A 21,674-nucleotide genomic window follows, 5' to 3' on the forward strand; every position below is an offset into this window, starting at 1 on the left:
AGTGTGGATGTGTTTTTGAACATTGCTGAAGAAAAAATTCGCCAAGCAATACGGAATGGTGATCTTGATTATCTTCCGGGAAAAGGAAAACCACTACAATTAGAAGATTTTTCAATGGTACCTCCAGAACTTAGAATGAGTTATAAAATTTTAAAAAATGCGGGAATGATTCCACCAGAGATGGAACTACAAAAAGATATATTAAAAATAGAGGATCTAATTGCCTGCTGTTATGATGAAGAAGAGAGAAAGAAATTACGAGAAGAGTTAACAATAAAAACGTTACGTTTTCAGCAGGTAATGGAAAAGAGAAAGATTAAAGATAGTTCAGCTTTTCGTATGTATCAAGACAAAGTATTTCGTAAATTACGCTAAGAGGGATAAGATGACTACATTTAAAACGATAGAAGAAATAGCGACCTATATCGAAGAACAACAATTGGTACTTCTGTTTATTAAAACGGAAAATTGTGGTGTTTGTGATGTTATGCTAAGAAAAGTAAATTGCGTATTAGAGAATTATGATTACGTAGAGAAAATAGAGATATTACTACAAGACATGCAAGAGATTGCGGGGCGATATGCCGTATTTACAGGACCGACAATTTTATTATTTTATAATGGAAAAGAGATCCTTCGAGAATCGCGCTTCATTTCACTTGAAAATCTAGAGAGAACCATTCAATTATTCGAGGAATAAGGGAGGCTTTTATATGGAATTTATTATCGTCATACTATTATTTGTTGTAGTTGGAATAATCGTAACAGCAGTTCGATCGAACAAAAAGAAGGTAAATCTTACAAAACAAAATAACATTCATAATTCATCTAACAGCTCATCACCATTATTTTTCTTTGCTGGATCTGATAATGATAGCTCGCATGATGGTGGCTCACATGATTGTGGAGGGTCTTTTGGGGGAGATAGCGGAGGAAGCTGCGGTGGTGGTGATTGATGAAAATGCGCCTTATATAGGCGTATTTCTTTTTAAACAAACGTTTGATTAGTTGGCTTACATATGCATAAACACAGTTAAACAAACGTTTGATTAATATTTTTAACATACTAAGGGGAATGGAAATGAAAAGGGAACCGAGAGTGAAAAATAAGGGGAAAGTAGTGTTATTTTTATTAGCTGTGGGAGGCGTATTTCTTGTTAAATTAACATTTAAATTTGGAACAATACATATGATTCGAACTTGGTTTGAAAGTACATTTTCTTAAATAAGGAATATAGCCTCTTGCGATAGAGGTTTTTGATTTGTTATTATTAGACTGAACGGTCGGTTTAAAGAGGTGTGAATATGAGAAGAAGCGCAGAAGAGATAAAGAAAGAAATTGCATATAAAGCAGAAAGTCTATTTTCACAGAAGGGCTACGCAGCTACATCTATGGAAGAGATTTGTGAAATTACAGAGCGAAGTAAAGGAAGTATTTATTATCACTTTAAAAGTAAAGAAGAATTATTTTTATTTGTAGTGAAACAGCATACGTATGATTGGGTTGAAAAATGGAATGAAAAAGAGAAGTTGTATAGTACTAGTACTGAAAAACTATATGGTCTCGCGGAATATCATGTAGAGGACATACAGCAACCAATTTCAAATGCAATAGAGGAATTCTCTATGAGCCAAGTTGTAAGTAAAGAGATTCTGGATGAACTGTTAGCTTTAACTAGAGAATCATATGTTATGTTTGAGAAATTAATTGAAGCAGGTATACAGTCTGGAGAGTTCCGTGAAGATAATACTCGTGATCTTATGTATATTGTGAACGGATTATTATCAGGGCTTGGAGTACTTTACTACGAGTTAGATTATAAAGAGCTGAAACGTATTTATAAAAAGGCAATAGATGTATTGTTAAAAGGAATGGCAGCTGAATAATAAGTCAGTTGCTTTTCTTACAAAACAAATTAGACCGAACGGTCGGTTTATGGAAGGGGAATGAAAGTGAAAGCTTTATTTAAAAACCGAGCATTTATGCTCGTTATGGCATCTGATATTTTACAACAATTTGCAATTTGGATCAGAAATATGGCTCTTTTATATTTCATAATGGAGCGGACAAATAATGATCCAGTTTCAGTGTCTCTATTATCTGTCATGGAGTATGCACCTATCTTTATTTTCTCGTTCATTGGTGGTGCATTAGCAGATCGCTGGAATCCGAAAAGAACAATGGTCGCTGGAGATGTGTTGAGTGTACTGTCTATTATAGGAATTGTCCTGTTGTTAAAGCTGGATTATTGGCAGGCTATATTTTTTGCAACACTCATTTCCGCGATTGTAGGTCAGTTTTCTCAGCCCTCATCTTCGCGTATATTTAAGCGCTATGTAAAAGAAGAAGAGGTAGCAAATGCGATTGCATTTAACCAAACATTACAGTCATTATTTCTAATTTTTGGGCCAGTGGTAGGATCGCTTGTGTATACACAACTTGGTTTATTTACGTCACTATATAGCTTAATCATTTTATTTTTGTTATCTGCTATCGCCCTTTCATTTTTACCAAAATGGGTTGAAAAAGAGAAAGTGGCAAGAGATTCATTAAAAAATGATATAAAAGAAGGATGGAAATACGTTCTTCACACGAAAAATTTACGTATGATTACGATCACTTTTACTATTATGGGTTTAGCTGTTGGATTAACGAATCCATTAGAAGTATTCCTTGTAATTGAACGTTTAGGCATGGAAAAAGAAGCTGTTCAATATTTAGCAGCAGCTGATGGAATAGGTATGTTAATCGGTGGTATTGTTGCTGCAGTTTTCGCTTCAAAAGTGAATCCGAAAAAGATGTTCGTATTCGGTATGAGCATATTAGCGATGTCATTTTTAGTAGAAGGGCTATCTACATCATTTTGGATTACTAGTTTCATGAGATTTGGAACAGGTATTTGTTTAGCTTGTGTTAATATCGTTGTCGGTACGCTTATGATTCAACTTGTACCAGAAAATATGGTTGGAAGAGTAAACGGGACGATTTTACCACTGTTTATGGGGGCAATGCTAATTGGAACTTCACTAGCTGGAGGATTAAAGGAACTAACTTCACTAGTTATTGTGTTTTGTATAGCAATGGCACTTGTTTTATTAGCGATAGGGCCAGTTCTACGCATGCAAATAAAGAAAGAAGATGTCGTTAATAAAGAGAAACTAACAAATTCGTTAGCTTCGAAATAACTATTTTAAGGGAGCAAAATTGCTCCCTTTTTCTTTGAGGAACTTTTGACAACTATATGAGCCAATTATATACTGATGTTGTAAAAACGATTTTACAGGTTAGGAGCAATGGTGTGAAAAATCAAATCTATGAATTACGCACTGAAAATAATATTTCACAAGGCGCATTAGCTGATAAATGCAAGGTTTCTAGACAGACGATAAATGCAATTGAGAATAATAAATATGATCCAAGCTTAGCGTTAGCATTCCGTTTAGCTGAAGTATTAGGAACAACTGTTGATAAATTATTTTTGTACAAGCAGTAGAGTCGTTTATTATAAGGCGCACCGTTAAAAATAAAAAAGATCCTCTTCTCATGAGAAGAGGATCTTTTCTTATAGTGTTTTAGTCTTTGGACTAGTTGGTGTAACGGATGTATTATTTTCTGGAACTCTAGTTAATAAGAATCCACCGATAATAAACAGAACAATAATACTAAGAACACCAGCGTTTGTTTTTCCTGTTAATTGCGTTGTAACACCGACTAATACCGGGCCCATAATTGCGGCGAACTTACCAAAGATATTATAAAATCCGAAGAATTCATTAGCAGATTCTTTTGGTACTAGTTTTGCAAAGTATGAACGACTTAGTGCTTGAATACCACCTTGAGATGTAGCAACTAACATTGCTAAAATCCAAAAATCAAGTGTCGTTTTTAAGAAATAAGCATATATGCAAATGATGATATAAATAATGATACCGACATATAGCATTTTTTTACCTGTAAATGTTGCTGATAATTTTCCATATAATAAAGCAAATGGACAAGCGACAATTTGTGTTACAAATAATATGATTAATAGATTCGTTGCACTGATACCGAGATCTGTTCCGTAAGCGGTGGACATGGTAATAATTGTATCGACCCCATCAATATAGAAAAAGTAAGCGATTAGGAACATGAATACAGTTTTATATTCTTTAATATTTTTAAAAGTAGCAGCAAGGCGTTTGAAGCTCATTGTAATTGGTCTAGGGTGACGTTCAATATAGTGCTTTTGCTCTACGTTTTTTAGCATTGGAATCGTAAATAACCCCCACCAAAGAGCTGTTATCGCAAATGAAATTTGACTAGCAATACCAACAGATAAAGGGATAGTTCCTTTTTGAGAAAGAATAATAAGAGCGATACAACCGATGAAAGGAATAGTACTCCCAATATAGCCTAATGCGAAACCTCGCGTAGAAATTCGGTCCATTCTATCTTCAGAAGTGACATCTACTAAAAATGCATCATAAAAAATGTTTGCTCCAGCAAAACCGACTAAGGCGAGCATATAGCATCCTAATAATAAGTACCACTGAGATGTTGGAACGACTGCTAACATACTTGTAAATACGATACCGAGTCCAAAGAAGAATGTGAAAAATCGTTTTTTAAATCCTTTATAATCAGCAACTGTGCCGAGAATAGGAGCAAGTATAGAAATTAAAAGTGTAGCGAACGAGTTTGCATATCCCCAATATGCTGTTGAAGTTGCCCCGGATAGTCCAGCTTCTTTTGCAGCTGCTTTAAAGTAAATTGGAAATAATGCAGTTGTAATGACGAGCGAATATACCGAGTTCGCCCAATCGTATAATATCCAGCTTTTTTCTTGTCTGGACATTTTTTTCATATAATGTTCCCCCTTAAATTTGTTTTACTAACAGTGTACAAAAATAAAAATTATAAAAAGAGAAACAGTGATGAATTTTACATAACTTTTACATATATACACAGTTCTTTACAATTGGAGTAAATCCTCTACAATTGCTCCGTCTGTTTCACCTAAGTGTAAACCGAGTAGTCTAGCGATAGTTGGACCTTCATCAATAAGCCTCATGTACGGGACGGTAACGCCGCTTTTTATTCCTTTCCCAGCAGCGATAAAAATTGTTTCATAGTTAGGTTTTGTTGGAGAGTATCCATGCGTACCAAATGTATATTTTTTACTAGGCGTAACATCTTTTTCAGTAATTTCTTTTATAAAATCTCCTGTATAGTTTTCAGTGAAATAATAACCCTCTTGTGCTTCTAACATAAATAAACAATTACCATCTGCACCGCGGTCTTTCGCAGCTTCATCATGAAGTATAAATTCAATTCCATTCTGTTTATTTTGCAGCAGTTCTTCAAGGAGTAGTTGTACTTCTCGAATTGTATCCGTATCATTTTTGTCTTTCACATATACATAGGCAGAGCCATCACAACTTTGGCAATAGGCTTTCCAGTCTACTAATTTGCCTTTTTTATTAAGAGATATAAGTCCTCTTTGATGGAATAGCACATTTAATTGGATGGATTTGTTTTCACTTAAAGCGCTATGATCACCAAGGGCAATAATTGTACTTTCTTCGTATAGATCACTGTCTTTTAAAGTTTGAATAATTTTCCCTAGCCGCTCATCATGTCTATGAATTGCAGCTATTGTTTCGTTAGATTCAAAGCCATGATAATGTCTTTGCGTGTCTAAATCAGTGAAATGTACGAACATAACATTAGGCTTTTTCGTCTGAATGGTGTGTACAGCAGAGGCGAGGACGAAATCATCCAGCTCTGGTTGTGATAAACCATTTCTTATATGGCCGAAACGACGATTTAAATCTAATTGGTATAGTGGGCTACCGCTAAATAAGGAAACTAACACTTGATTTTGCCACGGTCTATTGGGGAAAATTTCTGGTAAATTGTAATCAATGTTTGCTCTCCCAGTAACAGGCCATAGAAGGGCAGCTGTCGTTAAATTTGCTTTACGCGCTTCATCATACAATGTTGTTCCTTTTATCGATTTTCGGTACCAATGCCAATCAGGTGATTCACGTCCTGGTTGAAGTAACGTATTACTAACAACACCGTGCTTGTTAGGATAATTACCGGTTACGATTGTTGAGTGGCTTGGATATGTTACAGAAGGATAAATTGGTTCTACTTTTTCGACAACCGTGCCCTTTTTTATTAGAGATTGGAAATGAGGTAGTTTTTGTAGTATAGGAAAATCTAAAGCTGATAAACAGTCGAATGATAAAATAATGACACGATTCGTTAATGCTTTATCCATAAAGTAATCCTCCTAATTATATAAAACCTATTCTTATATATTACTATTAATACCTAGTAATAAAAATATGTTTTCGAATAAAATTTATTGTTTATTTTCAGAAAAATTAAACATATAATAAGTATAAGGGAATCTACGGACGGAGGGAATAGTATGGACTGGTTAGATGGATTCGGTATATTTTACATCATTGGTGGCATCACAATTCTCCTTGTATTTGCTATTTCATATTTACTAAAGAAACGTTTTCCAGACAAACAGTTTGATATTATATTTGCACTGATTGTAATACTTCTTTGCTTAGCATCATTTCCTGTTACCATGATGGTTATTGGTGGGTGGGAAGGAATGGGATATGGATTTATTGGTTTCTTCGTTCTACTAGGTACACTTATTGGTATGATTGCACATCAACTTGTAAAAATCTCTCGAAAAAGCTACGTATAAAACTGTAAAAAACGAAAAGAATATATAATAATAAGAAAATTAGCTATTGTTTTAAAAAAGAATTTGTATTATGATAATCAACAAATTTATTTCATTATAACGATGAAAAAGGACTAGTACATGTTCAACCTTTTTAGCAGAGAGAGAATCCGCCAGGCTGAAAGATTCTTAAAAAGGCAATATGGAACCTGCCTTTGAGTTCTGCATATGCAGCGGGAATTTCCCGTTATCAAGAAGAGAGCATATACAATTTTTGTGTATGAATCAGGGTGGTAACGCCGGCAAAGCTCGGTCCCTATTTAGGGACGCGGGCTTTTTTGTATTTTCTAGAAGAAGGAGGAAGACTGACTATGGCAAAAGAACAAGTGCAAGCCATTACGAAGATGGAAGAGGACTTTGCGCAGTGGTATACCGATATTGTAAAAAAAGCCGAACTGGTTGATTATTCAAGTGTAAAAGGGTGCATGATTTTACGTCCATATGGTTATGCCTTATGGGAGAATATGCAGAAGGTGATGGATGAGAAGCTAAAAGAAACTGGCCATGAAAATGTATATATGCCAATGTTTATCCCAGAGAGTTTATTGCAAAAAGAGAAGGATCATGTTGAAGGGTTTGCTCCTGAAGTAGCATGGGTTACGCATGGCGGAGATGAAAAGTTAGCGGAAAGACTTTGTGTACGTCCTACATCTGAAACTTTATTCTGTGAGCATTTTTCAAAAATTGTGCAATCCTATAATGATTTGCCAAAATTATACAACCAGTGGTGTTCAGTAGTTCGTTGGGAGAAGACAACTAGACCATTCCTTCGTACGACTGAATTTTTATGGCAAGAGGGTCATACAATCCATGAAACGGCAGAAGAATCGCAGGCTGAAACATTAAGTATTTTAAACTTATATGCTTCTTTCTGTGAGGATTATTTAGCGATACCAGTTATTAAAGGACAAAAAACAGAAAAAGAGAAGTTTGCTGGAGCAAAGGCAACTTATACAATTGAAAGCTTAATGCATGATGGGAAAGCACTTCAAACAGGAACATCCCATAACTTTGGAACGAATTTCTCTGAAGCATTTGATATTAAATTTTTAGATCGTAACGGTAAGTGGCAATATGTACACCAAACATCTTGGGGTGTATCAACAAGAATGATAGGTGGGCTAATTATGGTTCATAGCGATAATAATGGACTTGTAATGCCACCAAAAGTTGCTCCAGTGCAAGTTGTTATCGTACCAATTGCTCAGCATAAAGAAGGAGTTTTAGCGAAAGCAACAGAGTTACAAGGACATATTCAAAAAGTTGCACGCGTGAAAATAGATGCTAGTAATAAAACACCGGGCTGGAAATTTAATGAGTATGAAATGAAGGGCATTCCAATTCGATTAGAAGTTGGGCCTAAAGATATTGAAAAGAATCAAGTTGTACTTGTAAGAAGAGATACGAAAGAAAAAGAATTTATATCAATGGATCAATTAGAAGAACGTATTCCAGCACTACTTGAGGAAATTCATGACTCTTTATTTAATAAGGCAAAAGTATTTCGCGATGAGAATACGTATAGTGCGACGAATTTTGAAGAGATGAAACAAGTAGCTGATGAAAAGCAAGGATTTATTAAGGCAATGTGGTGCGGAGAATTAGCTTGTGAAGAGAAACTAAAAGAAGAAGTTGGAGTATCTTCACGTTGTATGCCTTTTGAGCAAGAGCATTTAGCTGACGAATGTATTTGTTGTGGTAAAGAAGCTAAACAAATGGTGTATTGGGGAAAAGCGTATTAATAATCCTTCTGATAGGTGATAAAAAGGACTTTAGGCTGCATAATAAAATGCAACCTAAAGTCCTTTTAGTTTTTACAATTTATTTCATGTATTTTTTAGATGGAAGGATGTGTTTTATTTTGCGTTTTTACGGCGAATAAATAGTAACATACCAATTAGGAATGTTGAAAGCCCCATTAAAATAGATGCAGGATAATGTGTTGCCGTATTCGGTAACTTATCGCCTTGTTTTTTCGCATTATCTTTTACATTGCCACCTTGAGAGCCGTTTCCACTGCTATCGCCTTTAACACGGTTACCGCCCTGAGAGCCATTACCACCTTGAGAACTGCTATCGCCTTTAACACGATTACCGCCTTTAGAGCCATTGCCACCAGAGCCATTGCCACCAGAGCCATTGCCACCAGAGCCATTGCCACCAGAGCCATTGCCACCAGAGCCATTGCCACCAGAGCCATTGCCACCAGAGCCATTGCCACCAGAGCCATTGCCACCAGAGCCATTGCCACCAGAGCCATTGCCACCAGAGCCATTGCCACCAGAGCCATTGCCACCAGAGCCGTTGCCACCAGAGCCGTTGCCGCCAGAACCGTTGTCACCAGAGCTACTGCCACCAGAACCGTTGCCGCCAGAACCGTTGTCACCAGAGCTACTGCCACCAGAACCGTTACCGCCGGAACCATTGCCGCCAGAACCGTTACCACCAGAGCCGTTACCGCCGGAACCGTTGTCGCCAGAGCCACTGCCACCAGAGCTGTTGCCACCAGAACCGTTGTCACCAGAGCTACTGCCACCAGAGCCGTTACCGCCGGAACCATTGCCACCAGAGCCACTGCCACCAGAACCGTTACCGCCGGAACCATTGCCGCCAGAGCCGTTACCGCCGGAACCATTGTCGCCAGAGCCACTGCCACCAGAGCCGTTGTCGCCAGAGCCACTGCCACCAGAACCATTGCCGCCAGAACCGTTGTCACCAGAACCACTATCGTTCTGAGAACCGTTATTTCCTGGAGGTTTATTATTATCCTTTGAGTTTCCTTCTGCAAAATGATCACTATTTTGTACAATAGCGTTTGTTAATGGGCGGAAGTTTTCAGTTGCAGCATTACCAATATTTAAACCGCTAAAAAAAGATAAAGAGAGTGTTGATGCTAAAATGAAGATTTTCGTCATGGTTTTCCTCCTAAGAAATTAATATTCCATCTAAAATACATCCCTTTGTAATATTTCTTAGGAAAAAGAGTTTTATGCAAAAAAAACTATATATAGAAAAAGGTGGTGTATTTCTCAAAGCAGAAAAGAGTTAATGTAGATTTCCTACAAATAGTAGAGGCGGAGAATTTACATTCAGAACGGTAGAGGAAGTGGCAGTAGATGAAAGAGTATATAGCGTTTGATATTGGCGGTACGCAAATTAAGTATGGCATTGTTTCAGAAATAGGGAGAGTATTAAAGCGTAAAACAGTTGCAACAGAAATTCATTTAGGCGGAGAACAAACTATTCAAAAACTTATATATGTATCAAAAAAAATAATGAATGAACATACTATTGCAGGAATTGGTATTAGCACCACGGGGATTGTTGATATTAGTAAAGGAATTGTGACGGGAGGTGCGGAGCATATTCCGGGATATCGTACTATTCCTATTATTGATAGATTGCAAGAGATATTAAAAGTTCCAGTATCGATTGACAATGATGTGAATTGTGCAGCGTTTGGAGAAAAATGGAATGGTAGTGGAAGAGAGAAAGAGAACTTTATTATGCTCACCCTTGGAACAGGGATTGGGGGAGCGATTTTTATAGACGGAGAATTGTACCGAGGGCATTCATTTAGTGCTGGTGAATGGGGGAATATGTTAATAGAAGGAAAACCGTTTGAAGAGGTTGCCTCGATTTCAGGATTAATTCGTCTTGTCAGAAAATATAAAGGCAAAGGTGAGTGGAATGGGAGATTAATTTTCGAGTTGTATGATAAAGGAGATCGGGAAGTTGCTCAAGCAGTTAGGATCTTCTTTAAACATTTGGCAATCGGAATTAGTAATCTTGCTTATATTTTCAATCCAGAAAAGATTATTATTGGTGGAGGAATTACCGATAGAGGAAATGAGTTTTTAAAAGAAGTAAAAGAAGAGGTCAGTAAATACTTAAATCAAGAGATTTATAATAATTGTGAGATTGAACTTGCACAAAACGGTAATTGTGCAGGAATGATTGGTGCTATTTACCACTTCTTACATCATCATAAGTAAATTATATGAATGTTTTCATATAACTGAGAATTTATCCTTTTTATCGCTAGGTAAATAATGCTACAATATAAGAGAAGAATACAATATTTTCCGATTTGGAAAATGCTTTGTAGAAAGGGAGAAACTTCATGCCTATTATTTTAGAAAAAGGTCAAAAGATCGATTTAACGAAAGGACAACCAAAAGTAGCAAAACTACAGGTTGGCTTAGGCTGGGATCCAATTGGGCAATCAGGTGGATTTCTGTCTTCATTATTTGGAAGTAAACCAAATGTAGATTGTGATGCATCTGTTGTTATGTTAGAAGGAGATCGTTTTTTAAACAAAAATGATTTAGTTTACTTCGGAAATAAACTTTCTACTTGTGGTAGTATTATTCATTCAGGAGATAATTTAACAGGTGAAGGCGCTGGTGATGACGAAACAATTTTCGTAGAATTACATAAAGTTCCGAGCCGTATTAATCGTTTAGTATTCGTTGTAAATATTTATGACTGTGTAAATCGTCGTCAAGATTTCGGGATGATTCGTAATGCATATATTCGTATTCAAAACCCGCAAACTGGTGAAGAATTAGCACGCTATAATTTATCGGATAATTATGCTGGCAAAACGACTCTAATTGCAGGTGAAATGTATCGTCACGGAAGTGAATGGAAGTTTTCAGCTGTTGGAGAAGGCACACAAGATAAAAACTTAAGTGAGATTGTATCACGTTATCAATAAAATAAACCGAGGAGGAATTGAATATGGCATCAATTTCATTGAAAAAAGGACAAAAGGTAGACTTAACAAAAACGAATCCGGGTCTTTCAAAAGTTCTTGTAGGACTAGGTTGGGATACGAATCGTTATGACGGACAAAACGATTTCGATTTAGATGTTAGTATTTTCTTAGTAGGCGCTAACGGTAAAGTTTCAGGTGCAGAGGATTTCGTCTTCTATAATAACCCAAAAGGTGCGAATGGTGCTGTCGAGCATTTAGGAGATAACCGAACTGGCGAAGGTGAAGGCGATGACGAATCGATCAAAGTAGATTTGAAAAATGTACCTGCACATATCGAACGTATTTGTTTCACAATTACAATCTACGATGGAGAAGGTCGTAGCCAAAACTTCGGACAAGTTTCTAACTCTTTCGTACGTATTTTAGATGAAGAAAAGAATGCAGAATTAATTCGTTACGATTTAGGAGAAGATTTCTCTATTGAAACAGCCGTAGTAGTAGGTGAATTATACCGTCATGCAGGTGACTGGAAATTCAATGCAATCGGAAGTGGATTCCAAGGTGGATTAGCGTCTCTATGTAATAACTTTGGTTTAGACGTAGAGTAATAGATTTAATTTATATATCCATCGGTGAAATGTATGTTTACCGATGGATATATTTTTAAAGATAAAAATATAGAGGTGAATATAGATGGTTATTCAATTACAAAAAGGACAGAAAATTGATTTGGGTAAGACAAGCCCTGGTTTAACAAAAGCAGTAATTGGTCTTGGATGGGATATTAAATCTTATGACGGTGGATCAGATTTCGATTTAGATGCATCTGCCTTTTTATTAGATGCAAACGGAAAATGTACGAAGGAAACTGATTTTATCTTCTATAATAATTTACAGTCTCCTTGTGGATCTGTTTTACATACAGGAGATAACCGTACAGGTGAAGGTGAAGGTGACGATGAGCAACTTGTTGTGGACTTAAAGAAAGTTCCAGCAGATGTGCACAGAATTGCTATTACAGTTACGATTTATGATGCAGAAGGCCGTAGTCAAAACTTTGGACAAGTAGGAAATGCGTTTGTTCGTTTAGCAAATGAAGAGACGAATGAAGAAGTTCTTCGTTTTGATTTAGGGGAAGATTTCTCCATCGAAACAGCAGTTGTCTTTTGTGAATTATACCGTCATAATGGACAGTGGAAGTTTAATGCAGTAGGAAGTGGATTCCAAGGTGGTTTAGGTGCGCTTGTAAGAGCGTATGGCTTGGATGCATAGAAAGGAAACGATATTCGTTTCCTTTTTTTGACCTTTCTATAAATCTAGCAAAGAATAGGGGATAAAGGTAAGATGAGTATTTTGCAAGGAATCCTTGATACGTATGCTCAGTTTTTCGACTTGGACATGTGGATTAAAGTGTTGCAAGATCCAGTATCTTGGGGATTAATAGGTACACTTGTTGTACTTGAAGGTTTGTTATCTGCCGATAACGCACTTGTGTTAGCAGTAATGGTAAAACACCTTCCGGAAGAAAAACGTAAAAAAGCATTATTCTATGGACTTATTGGAGCTTATGTGTTCCGCTTTATTGCGATTGGAATTGGAATGTTCTTAATTAAATTATGGTGGGTAAAACTTCTTGGTGCACTTTACCTTGCTTGGTTATCAGTAAAATACTTTATTGATAAGCGTAAAGGTGCAAGTGAAGAAGACGAAGCTCACGGTATGAATCAAAACAGTATTTTCTTTAGAATGTTCGGTGTCTTCTGGGGAACAGTTGCGATGGTTGAATTAATGGATATCGCGTTCTCTGTAGATAGCGTACTTGCTGCATTTGGTGTATCTAATGAAGTTTGGATTTTATTATTAGGCGGAATGCTCGGTATTTTAATGATGCGTGGTATCGCTGGTGTATTCTTAAAATTGTTAGAGCGTATTCCAGAGCTTGAAACGACAGCATATATTTTAATCTTAATTATCGCATCGAAAATGCTATTGTCTCTAATTGATATTCATATTAGTCATACACTGTTCTTCATTATTTTAGTTGTAGCATTTGGAGCAACATTTATAATTCACTACATGAAGAATTCTGGACAAGCTAAAGAAGAAGTTGCAGCTACTAAAGAAGACAATAAATAATTGAAATGGGTTTGCTCGTTTTACGAGCGCCCATTTTTTATAACCAAAAATAGTTTATAATAGAAGAAAGATTTAGAAAAAACGTAAATGTTTTTGGAGGTGAACTGTTGTGTTTTCACGTTTTACACTTCAACCATATGCATTAAAAGATGAATCAGATTTAAAGCAATTTGAAACACTTTTAGAAAAACGCCCACAATATGAGCTGACAGAGAATGAAATGAAATTTAGTTATATAGCATGTCGAATCCTTGGCGTTCCTAATGATGTAGATGAATATTTTAATGAACTGTTTGATTATAGTGAAGCGAAAGGAATCGAAGTTTTACACGAACAAAATTTAAACAAAGTGATTGATTCGGAAAAGCTTCGTCATATTCAAGAAGTGTTCGGATTACATCAAGAAGCACCAAATGGTCTGACAGTAAATAGGCTAGTTGCACATTTATCTGGGAAACAACTTTTACCGAAAGTAGACAATCCTGATTTACAGCATTACATACATGCGACGTTCATTTCAGTATTGAAATTATATGAGAAACAACATAATCAGTCGTTAAAGACAGAAGGTTTCCGTCGTTTCTTAATCGACATAATTAAACTAAGCGAAAATTACGTAGCGAAGTGGTTCTCTACGATTAATTATAAGAAACAAATGCCGCGTATCGTTTGGTATGGTGATGCACAGGAAAGCCGTATATATTTCTTATATTTTCTTATTATGCTCGGTTGTGATGTGCTTTATTATCACCCCGAAGGAAAAGATGGATTTGAAAATATTGATGAAGAGGGAAGAACTTTTGTTGTATCTCATCCGGGTCGCATTTCGCTTGAACCATTCCCTGATCGTCGACGTGAGCGTGTTGCAACAGTAGCGTATCAAGCTTCGAAAGAAATTGAACAAGTACTTCACCACGATAATTCACTATTATATAAACCGTGGCAATTTCGTTCGTATACACCTGTAGCACGTACGTTAAAAACGACATATGATGAACTCTTTTTAATTACGAAAGAAAAGGCATTTGTACGTCCAACATTCTTTGTTGAAAATAAACATATTTATATTCCTTCTTTATTTGCGAAAATATCAGGCGTTTCAAAGAATGATAAAGAATATTTTCAACGATTAAAGGTTGTTACATCATTTGATAACAGTTTATTAATTAATACATTCCCATTTACGAAAGAGCAAAAAGCAAATTTCCAATATCATTATCGAGATGCATTGGACCGAGCTGGGAAATTACATCCTGATCTAATTATGAATAGCCATTGGTGGCCGCATAAGCGTTTACCGGAAGGTTTACAACATGGGATTGCAGAGGCGATTATCCATACGTGCGAAAGTGAAATATGCAAACCAATTGCGAAAGAAACGAAACAAGATGTAGCACTGTATGTTTTCGCACAACTTTCTCAAATACCACCTAATATTTTAGAACAGCTTGAGAAATTTGATTATTCACAAGATGTACCGAAAATTGTTATATTTAATAATGAGAAGAGTGGAGAATTAACTCGTTCTGACGCTGTTTTATTACTATTTTTGAATCAAATTGGAGTAGATGTATTCCATTTCAATCCCACGGGCAGAAACGATATTGAACCGTATGTTGAAGCAGGAGCATTCGATTCCCATTGGCTTGAAGAAGTTAATTTCGATCTTGAGTTTCATGGTTCATCAGCCTATAAAAATTTATCACAAACAATAAAAGGACTATTTCGTCCATTTTTATAAGGAAAGGGAGAATACCATATGAATAACCCAGTCGTACTAGATTCGAAAACTGAATTGAATGAGCAAACCGCACAAGATGTTCGCTTGCAACTTAGACAAGATGCAGATGTGCAACGTATTTATAACGCAGTAGATATTAAAGATCAACTGGAATTAATTGAACTTGGAAAAGAACCTTCTATGGAAATTTCACGTTTCGCTGATCAAATTTTACATACAATGTCTCTATCAAAGATAGAAGATTCTGGTGAATTGTTAAAGCAACTTGGTAAAATTATGGACAGATTTGATAGTAAAGACTTTGCGGAAGAAAAAAGTGGTTTCTTCTCGCGCATGTTCAAAAAAGCGGATAAAATGATAGAACAAATCTTTAGTAAATATCAAACGATGGGCCGCGAAATTGATAAAGTTTATGTGGAAATTACGAAGTACCAAGATGAGATGAAAAAATCAATTGGTACGTTAGATGGCTTGTATGAGCAAAACTTAAAATATTATTTAGACTTAGAGAAGTATGTAGTAGCAGGAGAAATGTTATTAGAGCGTTTAAATACAGAATTAGTTCCGATGTATGAAGAGCGCGTGCGTAATAATGATCAATTAGCAGGTATTGAATTAGAGTCGCTTAAAAACTCGGTTGAAATTTTAGAGCAACGTATTGATGATTTAGAAAAAGCTCGTATGGTTGCGCTACTTACAGCACCACAAATTCGCATGATTCAACGTGGTAATAATAAATTAATTGGTAAAATCAATACAGCATTTATTACGACGATTCCTATCTTTAAAAATGGTATCATTCAAGCAGTAAATGCGAAACGTCAAAAGCTTGTTGCAGATTCTATGGCTGAACTTGATCGCCGTACAAATGAATTACTTAAGAAAAATGCACAAAATATCGCAACGCAAAGTGTAGAAGTAGCGAGATTATCAGGTTCTTCTAGTATTAAAATGGAAACACTTGAGGAAACTTGGAACATTATTTCAAGAGGTATGCAAGAAACACAACAAATTGAAGAACAAAATAAACGTGAGCGTGAAGAAAGTCGCAAGCGTATGGCTACATTAACAGAGAATATCAAAAAAGAATTACAAGGATAAATGAAAAGGCAATGAGGAATAGTCCTCATTGCCTTTTAGTTTCTCTTCACTAATTTAATAATTTCATTCACAACAAGTGGAATGATACTTATTAAGAGAACAAATCCCCAATCTCGCATCGTTAATGCATGTACACCGAATATATTTGCAAGGGGCGGGATGGAGATGATACAAACTTGCATAAGAACACCGATAAGAAGGGAGAAGACTAAATATTTATTTGTAAAGATCCCAATTGAAAAAATCGATTTCGTTCTTGAACGCAAGTTAAATGAATGAACAAGCTGAGAAAAACTAAGAACGACAAATGCCATCGTTTGGGCATGTAATAGAGCATCCTCATCAATTCGCTCTGGGAAAAGAGGGAATAAATTTGTATCTCCAGTATAGAATTTTGCTCCGGCGATAAAGGCTATTAACGTTAAAATCCCAATGACAGCCCCATTGAAAATAAGAAAAGGAACGCTACCACTAAATAGGCTTTCTTTCGCATGTCGTGGTTTTTCCTTCATCACATCTGGATCTTCAGGATCAATCCCAAGTGATAATGCAGGCAGTGTATCTGTAATTAAATTTACCCACAAAATATGAATAGGTCGTAGGGGTGTTGCCCAGCCAAGTAAAATCGCTAAAAATAAAGCGATAATTTCTCCAAAGTTACAAGAGAGTAGGAAGAGAATTGATTTTTTTATGTTACGATAAATATTTCTACCTTCCTCAACAGCTTTCACGATAGATGAGAAATTATCATCTGTTAACACGACATCAGCTGCTCCTTTTGCGACATCTGTTCCTGTAATGCCCATCGCTACGCCAACATCAGCTTGCTTTAAAGACGGTGCATCATTGACACCATCACCAGTCATAGAAACGATATTTCCTTTTGCGCGTAATGCCTTTACAATTTTCACTTTATGCTCTGGAGAGACTCTAGCGAATACATTTAAATGATTAATTTTGCTAGCTAGTTCTGTATCTGAAATGTTATTTAATTCAGTTCCAATCATAATTTCAGATATTTCTTCAGCAATGCCAAGTTCTTTGGCAATTGCAAAGGCGGTATCTTTATGGTCACCGGTAATCATAACTGTGCGAATACCGGCTTTTTTACATTCTGTAATTGAATCTTTCACTTCAGTTCGCGGTGGATCAATCATACCGACAAGACCGATAAAGATAAGATTTTCTTCAAGATGATTTATATCCACATCGTTTGAATTGTATTTTTTAAATGCGAATGAAAGTACTCTTAAAGCTTCTTGAGACATTGCTCCGGCAGATTCTAATATTTGATTTTTATCAGAATCAGTTAAAATCTCGATTTTCCCGTTTTTAAAAATATGGTTACATCGAGGTAAGAGCTTATCGATAGCACCTTTCGTCATGCTATAGCAGTTTTCATCGTATGTATGCACGGTTGACATCATTTTACGATCTGAGTCGAAAGGTAGCTCGTTAACACGTTCATGTATTTTTTCTAAATGATCTTTTTGCATGTTAAAAGTGTTTCCGGCCACCAGAAGAGCAATTTCAGTCGGGTCCCCGGTTTGTGATTCGTTATTGTAAGACGCATCATTACATAGCACCATATTCTCTAACAATAGACGTTGCGTATCATTATTTACATTCAAATGTTCTAAGCGATCGTATGTGTTATCACTATAAAAGTGAGTAACGGTCATTTTATTTTGCGTTAACGTACCTGTTTTATCTGAACAAATAATTGTGACAGAACCGAGGGCTTCAACAGCTGGTAGTTTCCGAATGATAACGTTTTGTTTAATCATACGTTGCACACCAATTGCAAGAACGATGGAAACAATAGCTGGCAAGCCTTCTGGAATAGCTGCAACGGCTAAACTAATAGCAGTCATAAACATTTCTAACGTATCCCGGCCTTGTAAAAAACCGATGAGGAACATAACGATACAAATAGCTACAGCGACAAAGCCTAAATATTTTCCGACTTGTGCTAAGCTTTTTTGAAGTGGTGTCATATCATCGTCTGCTTCATGTAAAAGGGTAGCAATCTTACCAATTTGTGAGTTCATTCCAGTTTCAACAGCAACACCGACGCCTCTTCCGTATGTTACAAGAGTGGACATAAATGCCATGTTTTCTTGATCGCCGAGTGGTACTTGCTCATCACTTTGCATGGAAGGGTGGTAGATTGCATCTTTATCAACAGGGACAGATTCACCAGTTAGAGCAGATTCTTCAACTTTTAAATTTGCGGTTTCAATAAGGCGTAAATCGCATGGGATATATCGTCCGGCGTCGAGCATAACGATATCCCCTGGAACGACGTGCTCAGATGGAATTTCTTTTAGTTCACCATTTCTCTTGACGATAGCTTTAGGTGTTGCCATCTTTTTCAATGCCTCTAAAGCTTGTTCTGCTTTCGATTCTTGGACAACACCGATAACAGCATTTAAAACTACAACAAGCGCGATAATACTGGCATCCGCCCATTCACCTACAAAGGCAGAAATAAGGGCAGCAATAATAAGGACATATACGAGGACGTCATTAATTTGGGCGAAAATACGCTGCCATAAAGTGCGTTTTTGTTTTGTAGCTAATTCATTAGAACCGTATTGCTTTAAACGGTCACTTACAATCTCATCTGTTAAACCGTGTTGTTCGTTTGTTTCTAGGTCAATTAATGTTTGATCTTTCGTCTTACTGTACCAATTGCTCATAAGTAAGCACCTCCAGTAAAAACAGTTAGCAATGGTAGTGTTGCTATTATTTGTGAGTAGTATGTATGGAGAAAAAATCTAAGATGAGGTTCTACTTCTATTGTACAATATTTTACAGTTGGTTGAGGGAAAGAGAAGAGTTGTCATGAATTTGTTGGAAATAAAAAAGAGCCTCATATAAGAGAGGCTTTTTTACTTTTTAATTAATGTACCTAATTCTTCTGTAATAGCTTGCATTTCACTAATGCTGAAAGTTTCACGTTTCATAACATGATCATAAATGTCACGTAAATCTTCGTACATTTCTTCGTTAAAACTAGCAGCTCTCATCGCTCCAGCATTAACCATACGTAATTTTTCTTTAATAGCTTCGACCATATATTCAACGTTTTCTTCTGACTTTACGGATAAATCCACCGAAGTGTCCCCCTTTAAAATAACATAAGGCTATCTTAACATTTTTTATCATTTTCGTTAATGAATCTTTTCAATCCTATTAAATTAGTAGGGATTTCCTTTATATTTAATAATTGGTTGTTTATACTATAAGTATATATGAAGAAATGCACCAAGAAGGGAAGAAACAAAAACATGGTTCAAGTATTGTTTGTTTGTCTTGGGAACATTTGCCGTTCTCCAATGGCAGAAGCGATTTTTCGAGATCTTGTCGTAAAAGAGGGACTCGAAGAGAAAATTGTCATTGATTCTGCAGGAACTGGAGATTGGCATGTTGGCCATCCGCCACATAAAGGAACACAAAAAATTTTAAAAGAAAATGCAGTCACTTTTGAAGGAATTAAAGCAAGGCAAGTAGAAAAAGAAGACTTAACAAAGTTTGATTATATTATTGCCATGGACAACAAGAATATAGCAGATTTAAAAAGTTTAGGTAAAACTGGAGGCTATATTGGTAGACTGTCCGACTTTGTTCCAGACGGTGGCTGGACAGACGTTCCTGACCCTTACTATACAGGGAATTTCCAAGAAGTATATGACCTTGTAACAGAAGGGTGTGCAAAGCTATTAGCTTTCATTCGAAATGAACAAGGAATATGAGGAAGCTTAGAAAGAAATACTTTCTAACATAAGAAATGAAAGGGTGAAGGAATATGGCAAAGAAAAATAATATTGCTCGAAACATTGCGATTGGTGTAGCGGCAGGTGTAGCTGTATCCATGTTAAAGAAAGAAAACCGTGAAAAAGTAAAAAATACAGCAGAAAAAGCAAAAACAAAGATGATTGAAATTGGTGAAAATGCAAAGATCAAAGAAAAAGTGCAAACTGTTACAGATAAAGGACGCGAACTTGCTGATTTCAATGTGGTAAAAGCGAAAGTAGCAGAAATTAAAAAATTAACGCCATCTGTTGTAGAGACGTTAAAAGAAACGAAAGAAATTTTTAGTAAGAAAAAAGTTGAGCCAGAAGAAAAGCCAGAAACGATTGAAATTCAAGCTGTATCTCCAAAGGTAGATGAGCTGAAAGCAGAAGAAGAGCCAGTAGTTGCTGAAGATGGTGGTATGAAAGAAGCGCGTGAATTATTTATAAAAGACTCAAATGCAGTGGAAAAAAAAACTGAAGCGTACATTGAGTTAAAGCAAGATAAAGAAGAGAAGAAAAGCGTTTAAACATATATGAGAAAAATTTTAGAAAAGGTGAGAAGAAATCGTACTTATTCGTTTGGTAAAGATTTATATGACCGGACGATGCGCGATGATGTAGCGGGCTTGGCAGCACAGCTCGCTTATTTCTTCTTGCTTGCAATTTTTCCTGGGCTCGTTTTCTTAATTACGCTTCTTGGATTTATTCCCATTCAAACAGAGGATGTGCTTAGTTTATTAGAGGTTTATGTACCAGATGATGCAATGAACTTAATTGAGGTAAATGTAGATAAAGTTGTAAACCAGCAAAATGGTGGTTTATTATCATTTGGTTTATTATCCATGTTATGGTTTGCCTCAAATGGTGTTAATGCGGTTATGAATGCTTTTAACCGAGCTTATGACGTGAAGGAAACACGTTCTTTTATTACAACAAGAGCGTTATCAATTGTGTTTACATTAGCTATTATTTTTATGATTGTCTTTGCGTTAATTGTTCCGGTATTCGGACAAGTTATTGGAGCAGCAGTGTTTAAAGCACTCGGTTTATCAGATAGTTTTTCTTTCGTATGGAGCATTACACGATTAGTAGCGAGTTTCTTCGTACTATTTGCTTTGTTTAGTTTCTTATATACATTTGCACCAGATCGAAAGTTAAAAAGAAGAGAAGTTATTTCAGGGGCGTTATTTGCTACTGTAGGATGGATTGTGGTGTCTTACTCATTTGCTTATTATGTAGATAAGTTTGCGAATTACGCCAATACATATGGTGGTCTCGGTGGTATCATTATTTTAATGTTATGGTTTTATTTAACTGGATGGGTAATTTTACTTGGCGGTGAAATTAATGGTTTACTCCACCATTATAGAACCGGTGACAATAATTCCCGTAATGAATAATGAGCTCTTGTTCCATAATAA

At 36.1% G+C, this 21,674-nt stretch carries 24 protein-coding genes and 1 other annotated feature; of the genes, 19 read left to right on the top strand and 5 right to left on the bottom strand.

Features of this window, described 5'->3' with window-relative positions; all coding sequences use genetic code 11:
* The first annotated feature begins 3 nt into the window (after nucleotides 1–3).
* The 7 genes from NZ044_RS02445 to NZ044_RS02475 all read left to right on the top strand — a co-directional run bounded on the left by NZ044_RS02445 (nucleotide 4) and on the right by NZ044_RS02475 (nucleotide 3,494).
* Nucleotides 4–375, top strand: a complete 372-nt coding sequence (locus NZ044_RS02445) for a DnaJ family domain-containing protein (RefSeq protein ID WP_000382370.1) — start codon at nucleotides 4–6, stop codon at nucleotides 373–375.
* Nucleotides 376–385: 10 nt separating this feature from the next.
* Nucleotides 386–700 carry a thioredoxin family protein gene (locus NZ044_RS02450; protein WP_000206513.1) on the top strand — a complete coding sequence of 105 codons (315 nt, stop codon included), beginning with the start codon at nucleotides 386–388 and terminating at the stop codon, nucleotides 698–700.
* A gap of 13 nt (nucleotides 701–713) precedes the next feature.
* On the top strand, nucleotides 714–956 hold the full coding sequence (locus tag NZ044_RS02455; protein WP_000394363.1) for a hypothetical protein: 243 nt from the start codon (nucleotides 714–716) through the stop codon (nucleotides 954–956).
* A gap of 125 nt (nucleotides 957–1,081) precedes the next feature.
* Nucleotides 1,082–1,225 carry a histidine kinase gene (locus tag NZ044_RS02460; RefSeq protein ID WP_086396630.1) on the top strand — a complete coding sequence of 48 codons (144 nt, stop codon included), beginning with the start codon at nucleotides 1,082–1,084 and terminating at the stop codon, nucleotides 1,223–1,225.
* Nucleotides 1,226–1,305: 80 nt separating this feature from the next.
* The gene (locus NZ044_RS02465) at nucleotides 1,306–1,887 is read left to right on the top strand and encodes a TetR/AcrR family transcriptional regulator (protein ID WP_001254448.1); all 582 of its coding nucleotides are present in this window, start codon (nucleotides 1,306–1,308) and stop codon (nucleotides 1,885–1,887) included.
* Between the two features lie 66 nt (nucleotides 1,888–1,953).
* On the top strand, nucleotides 1,954–3,186 hold the full coding sequence (locus NZ044_RS02470; protein WP_000645357.1) for an MFS transporter: 1,233 nt from the start codon (nucleotides 1,954–1,956) through the stop codon (nucleotides 3,184–3,186).
* Between the two features lie 56 nt (nucleotides 3,187–3,242).
* Nucleotides 3,243–3,494, top strand: coding sequence for a helix-turn-helix transcriptional regulator (locus tag NZ044_RS02475; RefSeq protein ID WP_002023181.1), 252 nt, complete (start codon nucleotides 3,243–3,245; stop codon nucleotides 3,492–3,494).
* 69 nt (nucleotides 3,495–3,563) lie between these two features.
* Here NZ044_RS02475 and NZ044_RS02480 read toward each other — a convergent pair whose 3' ends face one another.
* Together NZ044_RS02480 and NZ044_RS02485 are read right to left on the bottom strand one after the other, a co-directional pair.
* Nucleotides 3,564–4,847, bottom strand: coding sequence for an MFS transporter (locus tag NZ044_RS02480; protein ID WP_000738826.1), 1,284 nt, complete (start codon nucleotides 4,845–4,847; stop codon nucleotides 3,564–3,566).
* 108 nt (nucleotides 4,848–4,955) lie between these two features.
* Entirely contained in the window at nucleotides 4,956–6,269 is a 1,314-nt protein-coding gene (locus tag NZ044_RS02485; RefSeq protein ID WP_000356444.1) for an alkaline phosphatase family protein, read from the bottom strand.
* Between the two features lie 153 nt (nucleotides 6,270–6,422).
* Between NZ044_RS02485 and NZ044_RS02490 the strand changes: the two genes are divergently transcribed.
* Together NZ044_RS02490 and proS are read left to right on the top strand one after the other, a co-directional pair.
* Complete coding sequence (locus NZ044_RS02490; RefSeq protein ID WP_000383860.1) at nucleotides 6,423–6,716, top strand: YesK-like family protein; 294 nt, start codon at nucleotides 6,423–6,425, stop codon at nucleotides 6,714–6,716.
* A 93-nt stretch (nucleotides 6,717–6,809) separates the two neighbouring features.
* Nucleotides 6,810–7,016, top strand: a binding site (T-box leader).
* Nucleotides 7,017–7,066: 50 nt separating this feature from the next.
* Nucleotides 7,067–8,497, top strand: coding sequence for a proline--tRNA ligase (gene proS / locus NZ044_RS02495; protein ID WP_098506758.1), 1,431 nt, complete (start codon nucleotides 7,067–7,069; stop codon nucleotides 8,495–8,497).
* Between the two features lie 114 nt (nucleotides 8,498–8,611).
* On the opposite strand, the gene NZ044_RS02500 is transcribed toward proS, so the two are convergent.
* Nucleotides 8,612–9,670 (bottom strand): LPXTG cell wall anchor domain-containing protein, encoded by a 1,059-nt coding sequence (locus NZ044_RS02500; RefSeq protein ID WP_340949534.1) that lies wholly within the window; start codon nucleotides 9,668–9,670, stop codon nucleotides 8,612–8,614.
* Between the two features lie 201 nt (nucleotides 9,671–9,871).
* On the opposite strand from NZ044_RS02500, the gene NZ044_RS02505 reads away from it, so the two are divergent.
* The 7 genes from NZ044_RS02505 (at nucleotide 9,872) to NZ044_RS02535 (ending at nucleotide 16,453) form a co-directional block, all read left to right on the top strand.
* A complete protein-coding gene (locus tag NZ044_RS02505; RefSeq protein WP_098506756.1) occupies nucleotides 9,872–10,750 on the top strand; it encodes an ROK family protein in 879 nt (292 codons plus the stop codon).
* A 128-nt stretch (nucleotides 10,751–10,878) separates the two neighbouring features.
* Nucleotides 10,879–11,475 carry a TerD family protein gene (locus NZ044_RS02510; protein WP_001121586.1) on the top strand — a complete coding sequence of 199 codons (597 nt, stop codon included), beginning with the start codon at nucleotides 10,879–10,881 and terminating at the stop codon, nucleotides 11,473–11,475.
* A 23-nt stretch (nucleotides 11,476–11,498) separates the two neighbouring features.
* Nucleotides 11,499–12,083, top strand: a complete 585-nt coding sequence (locus tag NZ044_RS02515; RefSeq protein ID WP_000146729.1) for a TerD family protein — start codon at nucleotides 11,499–11,501, stop codon at nucleotides 12,081–12,083.
* A gap of 85 nt (nucleotides 12,084–12,168) precedes the next feature.
* On the top strand, nucleotides 12,169–12,747 hold the full coding sequence (locus tag NZ044_RS02520; RefSeq protein WP_000236653.1) for a TerD family protein: 579 nt from the start codon (nucleotides 12,169–12,171) through the stop codon (nucleotides 12,745–12,747).
* Nucleotides 12,748–12,819: 72 nt separating this feature from the next.
* Entirely contained in the window at nucleotides 12,820–13,611 is a 792-nt protein-coding gene (locus NZ044_RS02525) for a TerC family protein (RefSeq protein WP_000025702.1), read from the top strand.
* A gap of 109 nt (nucleotides 13,612–13,720) precedes the next feature.
* Complete coding sequence (locus NZ044_RS02530; protein WP_000492853.1) at nucleotides 13,721–15,352, top strand: YceG family protein; 1,632 nt, start codon at nucleotides 13,721–13,723, stop codon at nucleotides 15,350–15,352.
* 18 nt (nucleotides 15,353–15,370) lie between these two features.
* Nucleotides 15,371–16,453 carry a toxic anion resistance protein gene (locus NZ044_RS02535; protein ID WP_001064413.1) on the top strand — a complete coding sequence of 361 codons (1,083 nt, stop codon included), beginning with the start codon at nucleotides 15,371–15,373 and terminating at the stop codon, nucleotides 16,451–16,453.
* Nucleotides 16,454–16,488: 35 nt separating this feature from the next.
* On the opposite strand, the gene NZ044_RS02540 is transcribed toward NZ044_RS02535, so the two are convergent.
* Together NZ044_RS02540 and NZ044_RS02545 are read right to left on the bottom strand one after the other, a co-directional pair.
* Complete coding sequence (locus NZ044_RS02540; protein ID WP_340949536.1) at nucleotides 16,489–19,155, bottom strand: cation-translocating P-type ATPase; 2,667 nt, start codon at nucleotides 19,153–19,155, stop codon at nucleotides 16,489–16,491.
* Nucleotides 19,156–19,347: 192 nt separating this feature from the next.
* On the bottom strand, nucleotides 19,348–19,572 hold the full coding sequence (locus NZ044_RS02545; protein WP_000366196.1) for a DUF1128 domain-containing protein: 225 nt from the start codon (nucleotides 19,570–19,572) through the stop codon (nucleotides 19,348–19,350).
* A 174-nt stretch (nucleotides 19,573–19,746) separates the two neighbouring features.
* Here NZ044_RS02545 and NZ044_RS02550 point away from each other — a divergent pair, with 174 nt between their 5' ends.
* Genes NZ044_RS02550 through NZ044_RS02560 form a run of 3 tightly spaced genes read left to right on the top strand, consistent with a single transcriptional unit; the run spans nucleotide 19,747 to nucleotide 21,653 of the window.
* Nucleotides 19,747–20,211 carry a low molecular weight protein-tyrosine-phosphatase gene (locus NZ044_RS02550; protein WP_000250910.1) on the top strand — a complete coding sequence of 155 codons (465 nt, stop codon included), beginning with the start codon at nucleotides 19,747–19,749 and terminating at the stop codon, nucleotides 20,209–20,211.
* 53 nt (nucleotides 20,212–20,264) lie between these two features.
* Nucleotides 20,265–20,780, top strand: a complete 516-nt coding sequence (locus NZ044_RS02555) for a DUF4075 domain-containing protein (protein WP_001085387.1) — start codon at nucleotides 20,265–20,267, stop codon at nucleotides 20,778–20,780.
* Between the two features lie 6 nt (nucleotides 20,781–20,786).
* Nucleotides 20,787–21,653, top strand: coding sequence for a YihY/virulence factor BrkB family protein (locus tag NZ044_RS02560; RefSeq protein ID WP_001226536.1), 867 nt, complete (start codon nucleotides 20,787–20,789; stop codon nucleotides 21,651–21,653).
* Nucleotides 21,654–21,674 lie beyond the last annotated feature (21 nt).

Origin of the sequence: Bacillus sp. FSL K6-1338 (assembly GCF_038006965.1) — a bacterium.
Taxonomy (GTDB): Bacteria; Bacillota; Bacilli; order Bacillales; family Bacillaceae_G; genus Bacillus_A; species Bacillus_A thuringiensis_S.

What these genes read in the sequence shown, in the direction of transcription:
- NZ044_RS02450 (WP_000206513.1), top strand. Translation starts at nt 386, where the DNA reads ATGACTACATTTAAAACGATAGAAGAAATAGCGACCTATATCGAAGAA.
- NZ044_RS02455 (WP_000394363.1), top strand. Translation starts at nt 714, where the DNA reads ATGGAATTTATTATCGTCATACTATTATTTGTTGTAGTTGGAATAATC.
- NZ044_RS02460 (WP_086396630.1), top strand. Translation starts at nt 1,082, where the DNA reads ATGAAAAGGGAACCGAGAGTGAAAAATAAGGGGAAAGTAGTGTTATTT.
- NZ044_RS02465 (WP_001254448.1), top strand. Translation starts at nt 1,306, where the DNA reads ATGAGAAGAAGCGCAGAAGAGATAAAGAAAGAAATTGCATATAAAGCA.
- NZ044_RS02475 (WP_002023181.1), top strand. Translation starts at nt 3,243, where the DNA reads ATGAGCCAATTATATACTGATGTTGTAAAAACGATTTTACAGGTTAGG.
- NZ044_RS02480 (WP_000738826.1), bottom strand. Translation starts at nt 4,847, where the DNA reads ATGAAAAAAATGTCCAGACAAGAAAAAAGCTGGATATTATACGATTGG.
- NZ044_RS02485 (WP_000356444.1), bottom strand. Translation starts at nt 6,269, where the DNA reads ATGGATAAAGCATTAACGAATCGTGTCATTATTTTATCATTCGACTGT.
- NZ044_RS02490 (WP_000383860.1), top strand. Translation starts at nt 6,423, where the DNA reads ATGGACTGGTTAGATGGATTCGGTATATTTTACATCATTGGTGGCATC.
- proS (WP_098506758.1), top strand. Translation starts at nt 7,067, where the DNA reads ATGGCAAAAGAACAAGTGCAAGCCATTACGAAGATGGAAGAGGACTTT.
- NZ044_RS02500 (WP_340949534.1), bottom strand. Translation starts at nt 9,670, where the DNA reads ATGACGAAAATCTTCATTTTAGCATCAACACTCTCTTTATCTTTTTTT.
- NZ044_RS02505 (WP_098506756.1), top strand. Translation starts at nt 9,872, where the DNA reads ATGAAAGAGTATATAGCGTTTGATATTGGCGGTACGCAAATTAAGTAT.
- NZ044_RS02510 (WP_001121586.1), top strand. Translation starts at nt 10,879, where the DNA reads ATGCCTATTATTTTAGAAAAAGGTCAAAAGATCGATTTAACGAAAGGA.
- NZ044_RS02515 (WP_000146729.1), top strand. Translation starts at nt 11,499, where the DNA reads ATGGCATCAATTTCATTGAAAAAAGGACAAAAGGTAGACTTAACAAAA.
- NZ044_RS02520 (WP_000236653.1), top strand. Translation starts at nt 12,169, where the DNA reads ATGGTTATTCAATTACAAAAAGGACAGAAAATTGATTTGGGTAAGACA.
- NZ044_RS02525 (WP_000025702.1), top strand. Translation starts at nt 12,820, where the DNA reads ATGAGTATTTTGCAAGGAATCCTTGATACGTATGCTCAGTTTTTCGAC.
- NZ044_RS02535 (WP_001064413.1), top strand. Translation starts at nt 15,371, where the DNA reads ATGAATAACCCAGTCGTACTAGATTCGAAAACTGAATTGAATGAGCAA.
- NZ044_RS02540 (WP_340949536.1), bottom strand. Translation starts at nt 19,155, where the DNA reads ATGAGCAATTGGTACAGTAAGACGAAAGATCAAACATTAATTGACCTA.
- NZ044_RS02550 (WP_000250910.1), top strand. Translation starts at nt 19,747, where the DNA reads ATGGTTCAAGTATTGTTTGTTTGTCTTGGGAACATTTGCCGTTCTCCA.
- NZ044_RS02555 (WP_001085387.1), top strand. Translation starts at nt 20,265, where the DNA reads ATGGCAAAGAAAAATAATATTGCTCGAAACATTGCGATTGGTGTAGCG.
- NZ044_RS02560 (WP_001226536.1), top strand. Translation starts at nt 20,787, where the DNA reads ATGAGAAAAATTTTAGAAAAGGTGAGAAGAAATCGTACTTATTCGTTT.